This window comes from Streptomyces sp. NPDC006385 (assembly GCF_040612485.1).
GTDB lineage: Bacteria > Actinomycetota > Actinomycetes > Streptomycetales > Streptomycetaceae > Streptomyces.
In genome coordinates, this window is sequence record NZ_JBEXQG010000006.1 from 47,618 (window position 1) to 61,814 (window position 14,197).

A 14,197-nucleotide genomic window follows, 5' to 3' on the forward strand; every position below is an offset into this window, starting at 1 on the left:
CCAGGGCACTGACAAACGGGCCGGAGAACGGGAACGGGCCCCGCACCCGGGAAGGGTGCGGGGCCCGTCTACGAGCCTGGTGAGCCGGTGGCTCAGACCGCGGCCGGGTCCTCCTCGACGAGGAGGTTGCGGGTGCGGTTGGGGTCGACCGGAACGCCGGGGCCCATCGTGGTGGTGATGGCGGCCTTCTTGATGTAGCGACCCTTGGCGGCGGACGGCTTCAGACGGAGGATCTCCTCCAGCGCGGCGCCGTAGTTCTCCACCAGCTTGCTGTCGTCGAAGGACACCTTGCCGATGATGAAGTGCAGGTTCGAGTGCTTGTCGACGCGGAACTCGATCTTGCCGCCCTTGATGTCGGTGACGGCCTTGGCCACGTCGGGGGTGACGGTGCCGGTCTTCGGGTTCGGCATCAGACCACGCGGACCGAGCACCCGGCCGAGGCGGCCGACCTTGCCCATGAGGTCCGGGGTGGCGACGACGGCGTCGAAGTCCAGGCGGCCCTTCGAGACCTCGTCGATCAGCTCGTCGGCACCGACGATGTCGGCGCCCGCGGCACGCGCGGCCTCGGCACGGTCGCCGGTCGCGAAGACCAGGACCCGGGCGGTCTTACCGGTGCCGTGCGGAAGGTTCACGGTGCCACGGACCATCTGGTCGGCCTTACGCGGGTCGACACCCAGACGGAAGGCGACCTCGACGGTGCCGTCGAACTTGGTCGTGGACGTCTCCTTGGCGAGACGGACGGCCTCGAGCGGGGCGTAGAGCTTCTCCCGGTCGATCTTGGCGTCCGCAGCGCGGAGAGTCTTGCTGCGCTTGCTCACTACTGCTCCTGTGTGTGCTTAGGAGTTGTGGTCCGGGCCGAGCAGGCCCTGCCACTCACTTCTGCTGGGGGGTTGGGGTCAGCCCTCGACCGTGATGCCCATGGAACGGGCGGTGCCGGCGATGATCTTCGCGGCGGCGTCCAGGTCGTTGGCGTTGAGGTCGGGCATCTTGGTGGTGGCGATCTCGCGGACCTGCGCCTCGGTGATCTTGGCGACCTTGGTCTTGTGCGGCTCGCCGGAGCCCTTCTCCACGCCCGCGGCCTTGAGGATCATCTTGGCGGCCGGCGGCGTCTTGGTGATGAAGGTGAAGGAACGGTCCTCGTAGACCGTGATCTCCACCGGGATGACCCAACCGCGCTGCGACTCGGTCGCGGCGTTGTAGGCCTTGCAGAACTCCATGATGTTGACGCCGTGCTGACCCAGCGCGGGGCCGACCGGCGGGGCCGGGTTGGCGGCACCGGCCTGGATCTGGAGCTTGATGAGCCCCGTGACCTTCTTCTTCTTGGGAGGCATTACTCTCCGGGTCCTTTCGATTGAGGCGTGCCCCCGCCCGGGTCGCGTCCCGGATGAAGGCATACCGCACAACGATAACGGGTATAGATGCGCGGCCAAAAACCGAGCAGGTCAGGCGGCCGCTTGAGCGTTCGCCTGACCTGCGCGGAAGCGGTGAGTCCAGAAAAAACTAGTTCTTCTGAATCTGGTCGAAGGAGAGCTCGACCGGCGTCTCGCGGCCGAAGATCTCCACCAGGCCCTTGACCTTCTTCGAGTCGGCGTTGATCTCGTTGATGGTCGCCTGCAGCGTGGCGAACGGGCCGTCGGTGACCGTGACCGAGTCGCCGACCTCGAAGTCCAGCACCTGGACCTCGACCTTGCGCTGCGGTGCGGGCTTGCCCTCGGCCTCGGCCGCCTCGCGGGCGGCCTTCTCCTCGGCCTCCGGGGCGAGCATCTTGACGATCTCGTCCAGGGTCAGCGGGTACGGGTCGTAGGCGTTGCCCACGAAGCCGGTGACGCCGGGGGTGTTGCGGACGACGCCCCAGGACTCGTTCGTGAGGTCCATGCGGACCAGGACGTAACCCGGCAGCTTGTTCTGCTTGATCGTCTTGCGGTCGCCGTTCTTGATCTGGACGACCTCTTCCTGCGGCACCTCGGCCTGGAAGATGTAGTCCTCGACGTTCAGCGAGACGGCGCGCTGCTCGAGGTTGGTCTTCACCCGGTTCTCGTAACCGGCGTAGGTGTGGATGACGTACCACTCGCCGGGGAGGGTGCGAAGTTCCTCGCGGAGCGCGGCGACGGGGTCGACCGGCTCGGCCTCCTCCTCGGGGGCCTCGGCGGCCTCGGAGTCCTCCGAGGGCTCCTCCTCCACGTGCAGCGCGGCTTCCTCGGCGGGTTCGCCCGCGTCGGCGTCGGCAGCCTCGACCTCGTCCAGGCCCTCGTCCGCGCCCTCGACGATGTCGAGCTCGTCTTCCACGGACTCGACACCCTGCCCGTGTGGCTCGATGGCGTCGTTCACGTTCTGGTCAGACACGGTGGCTGCTTCTTCCTGGATACATAGGGGTGGAACATGCGAAAGGGGCGCCGGTAACCACGGCGCCCTTCGCTCTTGGCTCAGCCGAAGACGTACTTGGCGGCGTTGTCGAGCCCATAGTCAATCACGGTCACCAGGCCGATCATGATGACGACGAAGATGATCACCACAGTGGTGTACGTCGTCAGCTGGTTGCGCGTCGGCCAGACGACCTTGCGGAGCTCCGCGACGATCTGGCGGTAGAAGAGCGCGAGTCGCTTCAGCGGGCCCTTCTTGGCGCGCTTGCCGCCCTTCCGGGCCTTCTTCTTGGACTCCGGCGCCTCGTCCTGGGCATCAGGCATGTCGATGGAGCCCACGGCGTCCGTCACTCGTCCTCACCTGATTCCGGGTCGTGGCCGTGCCGCGCCCGGTCTGAGCCGCACGGCGGTGCATTGCTGTACGTACATGCGCACACATCCTGGCGAAGGTGTGTGTAGCAGGGCCGGAGGGACTTGAACCCCCAACCGCCGGTTTTGGAGACCGGTGCTCTACCAATTGAGCTACGACCCTTTGTGTGTCCCCCAACGTACCGCATCCAACCGGGTGCTCGGTGTGCACCGTGCGACTGCGGGCTGCTGAAGGCCAACGAGGTGAGAGTGTACGTGGTCCCGAGCGCCTCGTCGAACAGAAAGTGCCCGCTGGGGGCTTGGATGGCGGAAGATCGCCGGGCGATCGCCCGTGCGACAACGCAAGATCGCCCAGGCCGCGGGCCCGATCCGGACAGATGTTCAGCTGATGTTCAGTCTGTGAAACCCCCGTGCCGCGCGCGTTTCCGGTCTGAAACCATGGGCCCCATGAGCGCTGCAACCCCTCCCACCGAGCGCCGGGTCTCCGCCCGAGTCGGCGCGATCTCCGAGTCCGCCACCCTCGCCGTGGACGCCAAGGCCAAGGCCCTCAAGGCCGCCGGGCGTCCGGTGATCGGCTTCGGCGCCGGTGAGCCCGACTTCCCGACCCCGGACTACATCGTCGAGGCCGCCATCGAGGCCTGCAAGAACCCGAAGTACCACCGCTACACCCCGGCCGGCGGTCTGCCCGAGCTGAAGGCCGCGATCGCCGCGAAGACGCTGCGTGACTCCGGCTACCAGCCCGACGTCTCGCAGATCCTCGTCACCAACGGTGGCAAGCAGGCCATCTACGAAGCCTTCGCCGCGATTCTCGACCCGGGCGACGAGGTCATCGTCCCCGCCCCGTACTGGACGACGTACCCGGAGTCGATCCGTCTCGCGGGCGGTGTCCCGGTCGAGGTCGTCGCCGACGAGACGACCGGCTACCGCGTCTCGGTGGAGCAGTTGGAGGCGGCCCGTACGGAGAAGACGAAGGTCGTCCTGTTCGTCTCCCCGTCGAACCCGACCGGCGCGGTCTACACGGAGGCCGAGACCGAGGCGATCGGCCGCTGGGCCGTCGAGCACGGCCTGTGGGTGCTGACCGACGAGATCTACGAGCACCTGGTGTACGGCGAGGCCGCCGCGGTCTCCCTGCCGGGTCTGTTCCCCGAGCTGCGGGACAAGTGCATCGTGGTCAACGGCGTGGCCAAGACGTACGCCATGACCGGCTGGCGGGTGGGCTGGGTCATCGGCCCGAAGGACGTGGTGAAGGCCGCGACCAACCTCCAGTCGCACGCGACGTCGAACGTCTCGAACGTGGCGCAGGTGGCCGCCATCGCCGCCGTCTCCGGCGACCTGGACGCGGTCGCGACCATGCGTGAGGCCTTCGACCGCCGCCGCAAGACGATCGTGCGGATGCTCAACGAGATCGACGGCGTGGTCTGCCCGGAGCCCGAGGGCGCCTTCTACGCGTACCCGTCGGTGAAGGCCCTGCTCGGCAAGGAGATCCGCGGCAAGCGCCCGCAGAGCAGCGTCGAGCTGGCCGAGCTGATCCTGGAGGAGGCCGAGGTCGCGGTCGTCCCGGGTGAGGCGTTCGGCACGCCGGGCTATCTGCGGCTGTCGTACGCGCTCGGTGACGAGGACCTCGTCGAGGGCGTGAGCCGGATCCAGAAGCTGCTGGCCGAGGCGCGGGACTGACGGTTCCGCATCGGCCCCGGGGCACATACCGACGCCGGTGTGTGCCCCGTTTGTTTGTGCGAGCAAGACCACTAAAGGGCAAACCGCTACCGGGACGGCGCACGCGTACGGCAGGATCCTGGAATGGAGCGTGTACGTGATGTCTCTGAGCTGCCGAAAGCCCATCTGCACCTGCACTTCACCGGCTCGATGCGGCCGGCGACCCTGCTGGAGCTGGCCGACAAGTACGGTGTGCGCCTGCCCGAGGCGCTGACCGACGCGCTGACCCGCGGGGAGTCCCCGAAGCTGCGGGCGACGGACGAGCGGGGCTGGTTCCGCTTCCAGCGCCTGTACGACGCGGCGCGCTCGTGCCTCAGGCAGCCGGAGGACATTCAGCGGCTGGTCAGGGAGGTCGCGGAGGAGGACATCAGGGACGGCTCCGGCTGGCTGGAGATCCAGGTGGATCCGACGTCGTACGCGCCCCGGCTGGGCGGTCTGATCCCGGCGCTGGAGATCATCCTGGACGCGGTGGAGACGGCGTCGCGGGACACGGGGCTCGGGATGCGTGTCCTGGTCGCCGCGAACCGTATGAAGCACCCCCTGGACGCCCGCACGCTGGCGCGTCTCGCGGTGCGGTACGCCGACCGGGGCGTGGTCGGCTTCGGGTTGTCGAACGACGAACGCCGTGGAATGGCACGGGACTTCGACCGCGCCTTCCACATCGCCCGCGAGGGCGGCCTGCTCTCGGCCCCGCACGGCGGCGAGCTGACCGGCCCGTCCTCCGTCCGTGACTGCCTGGACGACCTGCACGCCGACCGGCTCGGCCACGGGGTACGGGCGGCCGAGGACCCGCGGCTGCTGAAGCGCCTGGCCGACAAGGGCGTGACGTGCGAGGTGTGTCCCGCCTCGAACGTCGCCCTCGGCGTCTACGAGAAGCCGGAGGACGTCCCGCTGCGCGCCCTGTACGACGCCGGCGTCCCGATGGCCCTCGGCGCCGACGACCCCCTCCTCTTCGGCTCCCGCCTCGCCGCCCAGTACGACCTCGCCCGCCACCATCACGCCTTCACGGACGAGGAACTGGCGGAACTGGCCCGGCAGTCGGTGCGTGCGTCCGCGGCGCCCGAGGAGGTGCGCAGGAAGCTGCTGGCGGGAGTGGACGACTGGCTCGCCGCCTAGCGCGTCACACCGCGAGCCCCACGACGAGCGTCCGCACCAGCCGCGTCGCGAACTCAGCCGCCCGCGGCCGCTCCTCCGCCGCCTCGTACGCGAACGCGCGCTGGGCGCAGGCGCCGAGGAGGAGCGAGGCCCCCGCGAAGGTGTCGGCGTCGGGGCGGACGCGGCCGAGGGCCTGCTCGGCGCGCAGGTAGGCGTCCAGGCCCTCGATCGGGATGTGCGGCCCCGTTCCACGCTCGCGCATGGCCTCGTCGTGCCGTCGCTTGAGCGAGGGCTCGGCGTACAGGGACGCGGCGATCGGAAAGCTCTGCTCGTAGAAAAGGCAGGCCTGGTGGGCGATCTCGGTGAGGTTCTCCTCCAGGGAGTGCCGGCCCGGCTCCGCCGCGAGGCTGCTGAGCAGTGGGGCGAGCGGAGGAAGCCGCTCCGCGAGCACCCTGACGAACAGTTCCTCCTTGCTGTCGAAGTGCTTGTACAGCGCCGCCTCGGAGCATCCGGCCGCCCGCGCGATCTCTTTCGTCGTGGTGCGCGCCAGGCCGAGCGTGAGCATCAGGTCGTGCGCGGCATCGAGCAGTCGGACGCGGGTCGGTCGGTTCTCCATGTCATGTCCGATCGCTCTTGACGGGTGGGTGAGTATTTACCCACTGTAGAAGGAGCTCGGTGAGTGAATACTCACCCACCAGCTCCGAGCATTCAGGGGAGGCCCCATGAAACTCACCGTCTTCGGTGCCACCGGCGGCACCGGTCAGGAGATCGTCCGGCAGGCTCTTGACTCGGGACACCAGGTCACGGCGGTGGTGCGGGATCCGGCGCGGTTCACTGTGACCGGCGAGCGGCTGGAGGTGTTCCGTGCGGACCTGACCGATCCGCAGGCCCTGCGCCCCGCTGTCGCCGGCCGGGACGCGGTCCTGTCCGGGCTCGGTGCCCGCGGCCGCAGGGACGCCGGGGTCGCGGCGCGGCTGACGCGGACGGTGCTCGGCGCCCTGGAGGCCGAGGGCGTGCGGCGGCTGGTCGTGGTGAGCGCGGCGCCGGTCGGTCCCGAGCCGGAGGGTGAGGGGTTCCTCGACCGGAGCGTGCGCGGCATCGTCTCGGCGGTCCTGAAGGACATCTACGCCGACCTGCGGGAGATGGAGGCGGACCTCGCCCGCAGCGCCACGGACTGGACGGTCGTACGGCCGCCACGGCTTCAGGACAAGCCGCTCACCGGGAGGTACCGGAGGGTGGTGGGCGGCTTTCCGCGTGGGGGCCGCTTTCTGGCGCGTGCGGATGTGGCGCACGCCATGCTGGGCACGGTCGGCGACCAAGCCACGGTGAAGCAGGGGGTGGGCGTCGCCTACTGAGGGGGCGCCCCGTCGGGGGCGAGCTGGTCGGGGGTGCGCTGGTCGGGGGTGCGCTGATGAGCGGTGGCCCTCACAGGCTCACGCCGACCGTCACCGGCTCGTTGACCAGCGTGATGCCGAAGGCCTCGCGGACCCCTGCGACGACCTCGCGGGCGAGCGCGAGGAGGTCCTCGGTGGTCGCTTCGCCGCGGTTGGTGAGGGCGAGGGTGTGCTTGGTGGAGATGCGGGCGGGGCCGGCGCCGTATCCCTTGGTGAAGCCCGCCTTGTCGATGAGCCAGGCCGCGGAGGTCTTGGTGCGCCCCTCCCCCGCCGGGTAGGCGGGCGGCTCCACGCCGTCGCCGAGACGCTCACGCACGCGCGCGTGGAACGCCGCGAACTGCTCGTCGGTGAGGATCGGATTGGTGAAGAAGGATCCGGCCGACCAGGTGTCGTGGTCCTCCGGGTCCAGGACCATGCCCTTCCCGGTACGGAGCTTCAGCACGGTCTCGCGCGCGGCGGCCAAGGGCACGCGGTCGCCCGGTTCGACGCCGAGGGCGCGGGCCGTCTCTGCGTACTTGATGGGGGCGGAGAGCCCGTCGGCGTCCTCCAGCCGGAACCGGACGCGCAGGACGACGTAGCGCTCGGGGTCGGCCTTGAAGCGGCTGTGGCGGTAGGAGAAGGCGCACTCGGCGTTCGGGATGACGACGGTCTCGCCCGCCCGGCGGTCGTAGGCGATCACCTCGGTGATCGTGGAGGAGACCTCCTGGCCGTACGCCCCGACGTTCTGGATCGGTGTCGCGCCCGCGGAGCCGGGGATTCCGGCGAGGCACTCGATCCCGGCGAGCCCGGCCTCCACGGTCCGGGCGACGGCGTCGGTCCACACCTCGCCGGCCGCCAGTTCGAGCGTGGTGCCGTCCAGCTCGAAGCCCTCGGTGGCGATGACCAGCGCGGTGCCCGCGAAGCCCTTGTCCCCGATGACCAGGTTCGATCCGCCGCCGATGAGCAGCAACGGGGTCCCGGAGGCGTCCGCCTCGCGCACGACGTCGATCACCTCGGCGTCGCTCGTCGCGGTGACCAGGCGGGTGGCGGGGCCGCCCAGCCGGAAGGTGGTGAGGGGGGCGAGGGGGGCGTCGTGGAGTTCCTGCACGCGCTCAAGACTACGAGACGGCACTGACAGCCCCGGCACGCGCGTGGAGGGCCGGGGCTGAGGCACGCACCACGCGCGCGTGCCGTTCAGGTCAGGCGCCGGAACGCCTCGGCCCAGTCGACTGGGAGTGCGCCGCTCGACACCTGCCATGCGGTGAACCTCGCGTCCCGCATCTGTGCGGACAGTCCCTGCGACGTCGGAGCATGGGCGCCCGAGCGGGCGAAATCCTTCAGCGCCGCGGGCGACTCCCAGGCCGACAGTGTCCAGAAGGGCCGCTTGAACGGCTGCGCCTTCAGCGCGGCCCCGTACGCTCCGGGCGCCCGGCTCACCTGCCGCCACACGGTTGGAGGCCGGGGCGAAGAACAGAGCCATGCCGATGCCACTATGGAGGACGCCCCTTACCGCACGGCACGCGCGTGCCCGTTCACGCCAGTCGTACGACCGCCCGCGACATCCCGAGCACCTTCTGCCCGGCACTCTTCACGGTCAGGTCCACACGGACCTTGTTGTCGTCGAGCACGGCGGCGACCTTGCCACTGACCTCGATCGTGGCGCCCTGGTCGTCGTTCGGCACGACGACGGGCTTGGTGAAGCGGACGCCGTACTCGACGACCGCGCCAGGGTCGCCGGTCCAGTCGGTGACCACACGGATCGCCTCGGCCATGGTGAACATGCCGTGCGCGATGACGTCCGGCAGCCCGACCTCCTTGGCGAACCTCTCGTTCCAGTGGATCGGGTTGAAGTCACCGGACGCGCCCGCGTACTGGACGAGCGTGGCGCGGGTCACAGGGAAGGTCCGGGTGGGCAGTTCGGTGCCGACCTCGACGTCGCCGTGCGCAATCTTCGCCGTCATCGTTCTCAGACCTCCCCTTCCGCGGAGTCCGCCGGGCGGGCCACCAGCTTCGTCCAGGCGGTCACCACGTGCTCGCCCGCCTCGTCGTGGACCTCGCCGCGGATGTCCAGGATCTCGTTGCCCGCCATGGTCTTGATCGCCTCGATGGTCGAGGTGACGGTCAGCCGGTCACCGGCGCGCACCGGGCGGGTGTAGGCGAACTTCTGGTCGCCGTGCACCACCCGGCTGTAGTCGAGGCCGAGTTGCGGGTCCTGGATGACCTGTCCCGCGGCCTTGAAGGTGATCGCGAAGACGAAGGTCGGCGGGGCGATCACATCGGAGTGGCCGAGCGCCTTGGCGGCCTCCGGGTCCGTGTAGGCCGGGTTGGCGTCCCCCACCGCCTCCGCGAACTCACGGATCTTCTCCCGGCCCACCTCATAGGGGTCGGTGGGCGGGTAGCTCCGCCCCACGAAGGACTGGTCGAGCGCCATGGCTCGGCACCTCCTGATGTCTGCTGTGGTTGACCTGCTGTGCGCCCGGCTGATCCGCCTGGCCGGTTCACCGGTTCACCGAGGCGACTCACCTGGCCGATTCACCCGCGACCAGCCGGAACCGACCGGTAACCGGGGTGGAAACGACGCGAGGCCGCCCCCCGACTAATGGGGGCGGCCTCGCGTACGAGCCTGTTTTATCGCGTTTCGCGGTGCGCGGTGTGCGCGTTGCAACGCGGGCAGTGCTTCTTCATCTCAAGACGATCCGGGTTGTTACGCCGGTTCTTCTTGGTGATGTAGTTCCGCTCCTTGCACTCCACGCAGGCCAGCGTGATCTTCGGGCGGACGTCGGTGGCAGCCACGTGAGTGCTCCTAAGACGAACGGGTGGACTAATTCAACGCAAGAAAGAGTAGCCGATCGAAGGACCGACCCCGCAATCGGCTACTGTCAGTAGCGGTGACCGGACTTGAACCGGTGACACAGCGATTATGAGCCGCTTGCTCTACCGACTGAGCTACACCGCTGAGATGCGATCGGGCCCCGCCTCGCGGCGGGAACCTCTCACACCAGAGCCCCAAAACGGAATCGAACCGTTGACCTTCTCCTTACCATGGAGACGCTCTGCCGACTGAGCTATTGGGGCGAGCGATGAAGACATTACACGCTCGGCCGCCGTTCACCCAAATCCGTTTCGCGGCACCGGCCGGGGCCGATCAGATGACCGCGCAGACGCCTCGCAGGCCACCGCGGCAACGCGGGTGTGGCTCCCCTTCGGCGGACCACACCGGTACGACTATTGCGCTCCTGCACGCCGGGGCCGGATCGCCACCCTAGGCTCGTCTCACTCTGCGTGATCTTGCGTGCCCGGCGCAGTTCCCCGGCACCGTCCCCGCAGCCCCGCCGCGCAGCCCCGAGCCTCTGGAACGCGATGCCCGACAGCCAGCCCCAGCCGCCCCACTCGTCGTCCTCGTCGGGTTCGTCCGGACCGGCCGACCCGGCCGGTCTGCTGTTGTGCGGAGCGCGGCTCACCGACGGCCGGACCGTGGACGTACGACTGGGCGGCGGCCGCATCGAGGCGGTGGGCACGGCAGGGAGCCTGGCGGGAGACGGCACGCGCGCGTGCGGCGCGCGCGTGGATCTCGGCGGCTACCTGCTGCTGCCGGCCCCCGCCGAACCGCACGCCCACGGCGACACCGCGCTCTCCGCCGACGAGGGCGGACCGGTCTCCTACGACCCCCAGGACGTCCAGCGCCGGGCCACCGAGGCCGCCCTGCTCCAGCTCGGGCACGGGGCGACCGCGCTGCGGGCGCACGTGCGCGTGGGTGACGTCCAGGGTCTGGGCGCGCTGACCGCCGTACTGCAGGCCCGGCGTTCGTTGCGCGGACTCACCGAGTTGACGACGGTGGCGATGCCGCGGCTGCTGACCGGCGTGGCCGGTGCCGACGGCCTCGCGATGCTGCGGGACGCGGTGAAGATGGGCGCCTCGGTGGTCGGCGGCTGCCCGGACCTGGACCCGGACCCGACGGGGTACGTGGAAGCGGTCCTGGAAGTCGCCTCGGAGCACGGCTGCCCCGTCGACCTGCACACCGACGCCACCGACCCGGCCCGCCTGGCCCGCCTCGCCGCGATGGCCGGCGGCCTGCGCCCCGGCGTGACACTCGGCCCGTGCGGCGGTCTGGGGCGTCTGCCGGCCCAGGTGGCCTCCCGCACCGCGGACCAGCTCGCGGCGGCCGGCGTGACGGTGGTCTGCATGCCGCAGGGCGGCTGCGGGGGCGTGGACCGGCGCGGCACGACGCCCGTACGACTGCTGCGCGCCGCCGGGGTACGGGTCGCCGCCGGGAGCGGTGCCCTGAGGGATGTGTCCAACCCCGTGGGGCGCGGGGACCCCCTGGAAGCCGCCTACCTGCTGTCCTCGCGCCACGGGCTGCGCCCCGAGGACTCGTACGACGCCGTGAGCGGGTCGGCGCGTGCGGTGCTGGGTCTGCCGGAGGTGCGAGTGGAGGCGGGCTTCCCTGCCGAGTTGCTGGCGGTACGCGGCGACCGGCTGGCGGGGGCGCTGTCGCTCGCGTACAGCCGCATCGTGGTGCACCGGGGGCGCGTGGTGGCGCGGACGAGCGCGGTACGGGAGTACTGCAACTCGGCCGTGGCGGCGGAGTTGGGGTTGCCTCGGCAAGGGCGAGGTGAGTTGTCGTGACGGGTGGGGCGGGGTGAGTTGTCGTGACGGGTGAGGCGGGGTGAGTTGTCGTGAGGTGGGGCGAGGTGCCGTATGCACACCCCCCGGAGCACACCAACACCCCCGGAAGCAGGGTGACGCAGAGCGTGTGCCGGAGTGTGAGTTCAGCGGGCGCCGGAGTGTGAGTTCGGCGTGCGCGGGGGGCGCACGCGCCTGCGGCTCGCTCGGGGCGAGTGTCGGGGTTCGCGAGTGCGACGGGTGCCCCGGCGCCATGGGGCGTGGCTGAACTCGTGCGGCGGATGCGGCCGTCCGGGCGTACGGTCGAAGACATGCGCATTGTCATCGCTGGTGGTCATGGTCAGATCGCGCTGCGGCTGGAGCGGCTGCTCGCCCGGCGCGGGGACGAGGTCGTGGGGATCATCCGCAAGGCCGAACAGGGCGACGACCTGCGGGAGGCCGGCGCCGAACCCGTCCTGCTGGATCTGGAGTCGGCCTCCGTCGAGGAGGTCGCGGCATGTCTGCGGGGCGCGGACGCGGCGGTGTTCGCGGCCGGCGCGGGCCCGGGCAGCGGGTCGGCCCGCAAGGACACGGTGGACAGGGGCGCGGCGGTCCTGTTCGCGGACGCGGCGGTCCAGGCGGACGTACGCCGTTTCGTGGTCGTGTCGTCGATGGGCGCGGACCCGAAGCACGAGGGCAACGAGGTCTTCGACGTCTACCAGCGCGCGAAGGGCGAGGCCGACGCGTACGTCCGGAGCCTTGACGCCCTGGACTGGACGATCCTGCGTCCCGGCATGCTGACGAACGACGCCGGAACCGGCCTGGTGCGCCTGGAGGCCCACACCGGTCGCGGCCCGATCCCGCGCGACGATGTCGCCGCCGTACTCGCGGAGTTGCTCGACACCCCGGCGACGGCCGGCCTGACACTCGAACTGATCAGCGGGTCTGCTCCGGTGTCGGTGGCGGTGAAGTCGGTGGCGGGAAACTGACGTTGGGCTCGCAGGGGGTGCCCGCCCGCCGCGCAGGAGGCGCTGTTGCGGCGCATGTACGAGGTCTTCTCGACGGACGAGCGGGACACCTTCCTGGAGCGGTGCCTGGCGCCCGACGTGGACTGGCCGAACCTCCTGGACGGGGTCCGGTTGCACGGCCGCGAGGCGGTGCGCGCGTACTGGGCACGGCAGTTCGCCGCCGGGCATCCCCTCGTACGCCTGGAGGGCCTGCGCCCGGCCGCAGACGGCGAGGCGGTGGTGGCCAACCGTACGGCCAGGGATGCGCGACGCGTCGGGCGACCGGTGGGCGGAGGAGACGGTCGAGCACGTGTACCGGTTCTGCGGGGACGGGCTGGTGACGCGGATGGACGTGCGGGCGGGACCTGGCGGGCCTGCTTGGGAGTGAGCTGGGCAGGGCCCGCCGGGGCTTTCAGAACAGTGGAAGCTGGCCTGGGAAGTCCGGCACGACGTACCCGTCCAATGCGGGCTGCGCGGCGCCCAGTTGCGCCTGGCGCCGCGATCCGGGACACGAGACGAGTTCGCCGCTCTCCCGAGCGCCGGGCGGATCATGCCGGGCGAACCGACCGGCTACGACGGCGATCTCACGACGGCACTCGGGGCAGCTTCTGCGACGCGTGATCATGGGAGCCATGGGATCAGTGTGCCTCCAGGCTCTGACAGTGGAATGCGAAAACCCCCTCCGATCTACGTTTCCGCAGATCGGAGGGGGTTTTCCCCAGTGTGGCGGCGCCAGGATTCGAACCTGGGAAGGCTGAGCCGGCAGATTTACAGTCTGCTCCCTTTGGCCGCTCGGGCACACCGCCGGGTTTGCTGCTGTTCGCACCACTTTCCGGTGGTGCTCCCTGGCAACGACGTAAACAATACCTGATGTGGAGGGGTGCTTCGCCACCCGATTGATCGCCTCCCGGGGACGAGGGGTGGCTAGGCTTGTCCGGATGCGGCCCGAGGTCTGCCCCGGGCTCGGCGGCCACCCCCACGCCCGCCGATACGCACCCCACACGCACCCCGATACAAGGAGCCACAGGACATGGCCGACTCCAGTTTCGACATCGTCTCGAAGGTCGAGCGGCAGGAGGTCGACAACGCCCTCAACCAGGCCGCCAAGGAGATCTCGCAGCGCTACGACTTCAAGGGCGTGGGTGCCTCGATCTCGTGGTCCGGTGAAAAGATCCTTATGGAGGCGAACTCCGAGGACCGGGTCAAGGCTGTCCTCGACGTCTTCCAGTCCAAGCTGATCAAGCGCGGGATCTCGCTGAAGGCGCTGGACGCGGGTGAGCCCCAGCTCTCGGGCAAGGAGTACAAGATCTTCGCGTCGATCGAGGAGGGCATCTCCCAGGAGAACGCGAAGAAGGTGGCGAAGATCATTCGCGACGAGGGCCCGAAGGGTGTGAAGGCCCAGGTGCAGGGCGACGAGTTGCGGGTCAGCTCCAAGAGCCGCGACGACCTGCAGGCTGTGATCTCCCTGCTGAAGGGCAAGGACTTCGACTTCGCGATTCAGTTCGTGAACTACCGGTGAGCCGCTGATCCGACGTCGGCGCCGACGTCGGCATCGGCGTCGGCATCGGTTCCGGCTGCGGGTCGGCTGCGCTACGGCTACGTACGAAGAAGGGTGGGCATCAGGCGGTGCCCACCCTTCTCGCCTGCCGGCTGCCGTCCAGGGGCTCGCCCGTTCGCC

At 69.9% G+C, this 14,197-nt stretch carries 16 protein-coding genes, 4 tRNA genes and 2 pseudogenes; 7 read left to right on the top strand and 15 right to left on the bottom strand.

Annotated features, from left to right (window positions below):
- Positions 1 to 92: 92 nt before the first annotated feature.
- The 5 genes from rplA to ABZ078_RS06335 form a co-directional block, all read right to left on the bottom strand.
- A complete protein-coding gene (gene rplA, locus ABZ078_RS06315) occupies positions 93 to 818 on the bottom strand; it encodes a 50S ribosomal protein L1 (protein WP_356572158.1) in 726 nt (241 codons plus the stop codon).
- A 78-nt stretch (positions 819 to 896) separates the two neighbouring features.
- Complete coding sequence (gene rplK / locus ABZ078_RS06320) at positions 897 to 1,331, bottom strand: 50S ribosomal protein L11 (protein ID WP_028805116.1); 435 nt, start codon at positions 1,329 to 1,331, stop codon at positions 897 to 899.
- 169 nt (positions 1,332 to 1,500) lie between these two features.
- Positions 1,501 to 2,343: a transcription termination/antitermination protein NusG gene (nusG, locus tag ABZ078_RS06325; protein WP_356572160.1), complete on the bottom strand. Its 843-nt coding sequence runs from the start codon at positions 2,341 to 2,343 to the stop codon at positions 1,501 to 1,503.
- An 80-nt stretch (positions 2,344 to 2,423) separates the two neighbouring features.
- Positions 2,424 to 2,711, bottom strand: a complete 288-nt coding sequence (secE, locus tag ABZ078_RS06330) for a preprotein translocase subunit SecE (protein WP_356572162.1) — start codon at positions 2,709 to 2,711, stop codon at positions 2,424 to 2,426.
- 108 nt (positions 2,712 to 2,819) lie between these two features.
- Positions 2,820 to 2,892, bottom strand: a tRNA-Trp gene (locus tag ABZ078_RS06335).
- A 284-nt stretch (positions 2,893 to 3,176) separates the two neighbouring features.
- Between ABZ078_RS06335 and ABZ078_RS06340 the strand changes: the two genes are divergently transcribed.
- The gene (locus tag ABZ078_RS06340) at positions 3,177 to 4,403 is read left to right on the top strand and encodes a pyridoxal phosphate-dependent aminotransferase (RefSeq protein ID WP_356572164.1); all 1,227 of its coding nucleotides are present in this window, start codon (positions 3,177 to 3,179) and stop codon (positions 4,401 to 4,403) included.
- Positions 4,404 to 4,526: 123 nt separating this feature from the next.
- Positions 4,527 to 5,558: an adenosine deaminase gene (locus tag ABZ078_RS06345; protein ID WP_356572166.1), complete on the top strand. Its 1,032-nt coding sequence runs from the start codon at positions 4,527 to 4,529 to the stop codon at positions 5,556 to 5,558.
- 4 nt (positions 5,559 to 5,562) lie between these two features.
- On the opposite strand, the gene ABZ078_RS06350 is transcribed toward ABZ078_RS06345, so the two are convergent.
- Positions 5,563 to 6,153: a helix-turn-helix domain-containing protein gene (locus tag ABZ078_RS06350; RefSeq protein WP_356572167.1), complete on the bottom strand. Its 591-nt coding sequence runs from the start codon at positions 6,151 to 6,153 to the stop codon at positions 5,563 to 5,565.
- Between the two features lie 106 nt (positions 6,154 to 6,259).
- Between ABZ078_RS06350 and ABZ078_RS06355 the strand changes: the two genes are divergently transcribed.
- Positions 6,260 to 6,892 carry an NAD(P)H-binding protein gene (locus ABZ078_RS06355; RefSeq protein ID WP_356572169.1) on the top strand — a complete coding sequence of 211 codons (633 nt, stop codon included), beginning with the start codon at positions 6,260 to 6,262 and terminating at the stop codon, positions 6,890 to 6,892.
- A 70-nt stretch (positions 6,893 to 6,962) separates the two neighbouring features.
- Here ABZ078_RS06355 and ABZ078_RS06360 read toward each other — a convergent pair whose 3' ends face one another.
- The 7 genes and pseudogenes from ABZ078_RS06360 to ABZ078_RS06390 form a co-directional block, all read right to left on the bottom strand.
- Positions 6,963 to 8,018, bottom strand: coding sequence for a UDP-N-acetylmuramate dehydrogenase (locus ABZ078_RS06360; protein WP_356572171.1), 1,056 nt, complete (start codon positions 8,016 to 8,018; stop codon positions 6,963 to 6,965).
- A gap of 86 nt (positions 8,019 to 8,104) precedes the next feature.
- Positions 8,105 to 8,371, bottom strand: a pseudogene (locus ABZ078_RS06365) (DUF3291 domain-containing protein); the annotation flags it as partial.
- A 71-nt stretch (positions 8,372 to 8,442) separates the two neighbouring features.
- The gene (locus ABZ078_RS06370; RefSeq protein WP_356572172.1) at positions 8,443 to 8,871 is read right to left on the bottom strand and encodes a MaoC family dehydratase; all 429 of its coding nucleotides are present in this window, start codon (positions 8,869 to 8,871) and stop codon (positions 8,443 to 8,445) included.
- A gap of 5 nt (positions 8,872 to 8,876) precedes the next feature.
- Entirely contained in the window at positions 8,877 to 9,341 is a 465-nt protein-coding gene (locus tag ABZ078_RS06375) for a MaoC family dehydratase N-terminal domain-containing protein (protein WP_356572174.1), read from the bottom strand.
- A gap of 197 nt (positions 9,342 to 9,538) precedes the next feature.
- Complete coding sequence (rpmG, locus tag ABZ078_RS06380) at positions 9,539 to 9,703, bottom strand: 50S ribosomal protein L33 (protein ID WP_003948671.1); 165 nt, start codon at positions 9,701 to 9,703, stop codon at positions 9,539 to 9,541.
- Positions 9,704 to 9,793: 90 nt separating this feature from the next.
- Positions 9,794 to 9,866, bottom strand: a tRNA-Met gene (locus ABZ078_RS06385).
- 46 nt (positions 9,867 to 9,912) lie between these two features.
- Positions 9,913 to 9,985, bottom strand: a tRNA-Thr gene (locus tag ABZ078_RS06390).
- 285 nt (positions 9,986 to 10,270) lie between these two features.
- Here ABZ078_RS06390 and ABZ078_RS06395 point away from each other — a divergent pair.
- The 3 genes and pseudogenes from ABZ078_RS06395 to ABZ078_RS06405 all read left to right on the top strand — a co-directional run.
- Positions 10,271 to 11,536, top strand: a complete 1,266-nt coding sequence (locus ABZ078_RS06395) for an amidohydrolase family protein (protein WP_356572176.1) — start codon at positions 10,271 to 10,273, stop codon at positions 11,534 to 11,536.
- 308 nt (positions 11,537 to 11,844) lie between these two features.
- The gene (locus ABZ078_RS06400; protein ID WP_356572178.1) at positions 11,845 to 12,501 is read left to right on the top strand and encodes an NAD(P)H-binding protein; all 657 of its coding nucleotides are present in this window, start codon (positions 11,845 to 11,847) and stop codon (positions 12,499 to 12,501) included.
- 54 nt (positions 12,502 to 12,555) lie between these two features.
- Positions 12,556 to 12,741: pseudogene (locus ABZ078_RS06405) on the top strand (nuclear transport factor 2 family protein); the annotation flags it as partial.
- A 190-nt stretch (positions 12,742 to 12,931) separates the two neighbouring features.
- Here the strand turns inward: ABZ078_RS06405 and ABZ078_RS06410 are convergent.
- The gene (locus ABZ078_RS06410) at positions 12,932 to 13,144 is read right to left on the bottom strand and encodes a hypothetical protein (protein ID WP_356572472.1); all 213 of its coding nucleotides are present in this window, start codon (positions 13,142 to 13,144) and stop codon (positions 12,932 to 12,934) included.
- A 99-nt stretch (positions 13,145 to 13,243) separates the two neighbouring features.
- Positions 13,244 to 13,325, bottom strand: a tRNA-Tyr gene (locus tag ABZ078_RS06415).
- A 224-nt stretch (positions 13,326 to 13,549) separates the two neighbouring features.
- Between ABZ078_RS06415 and ABZ078_RS06420 the strand changes: the two genes are divergently transcribed.
- Positions 13,550 to 14,038, top strand: coding sequence for a YajQ family cyclic di-GMP-binding protein (locus ABZ078_RS06420; RefSeq protein ID WP_356572180.1), 489 nt, complete (start codon positions 13,550 to 13,552; stop codon positions 14,036 to 14,038).
- Positions 14,039 to 14,197 lie beyond the last annotated feature (159 nt).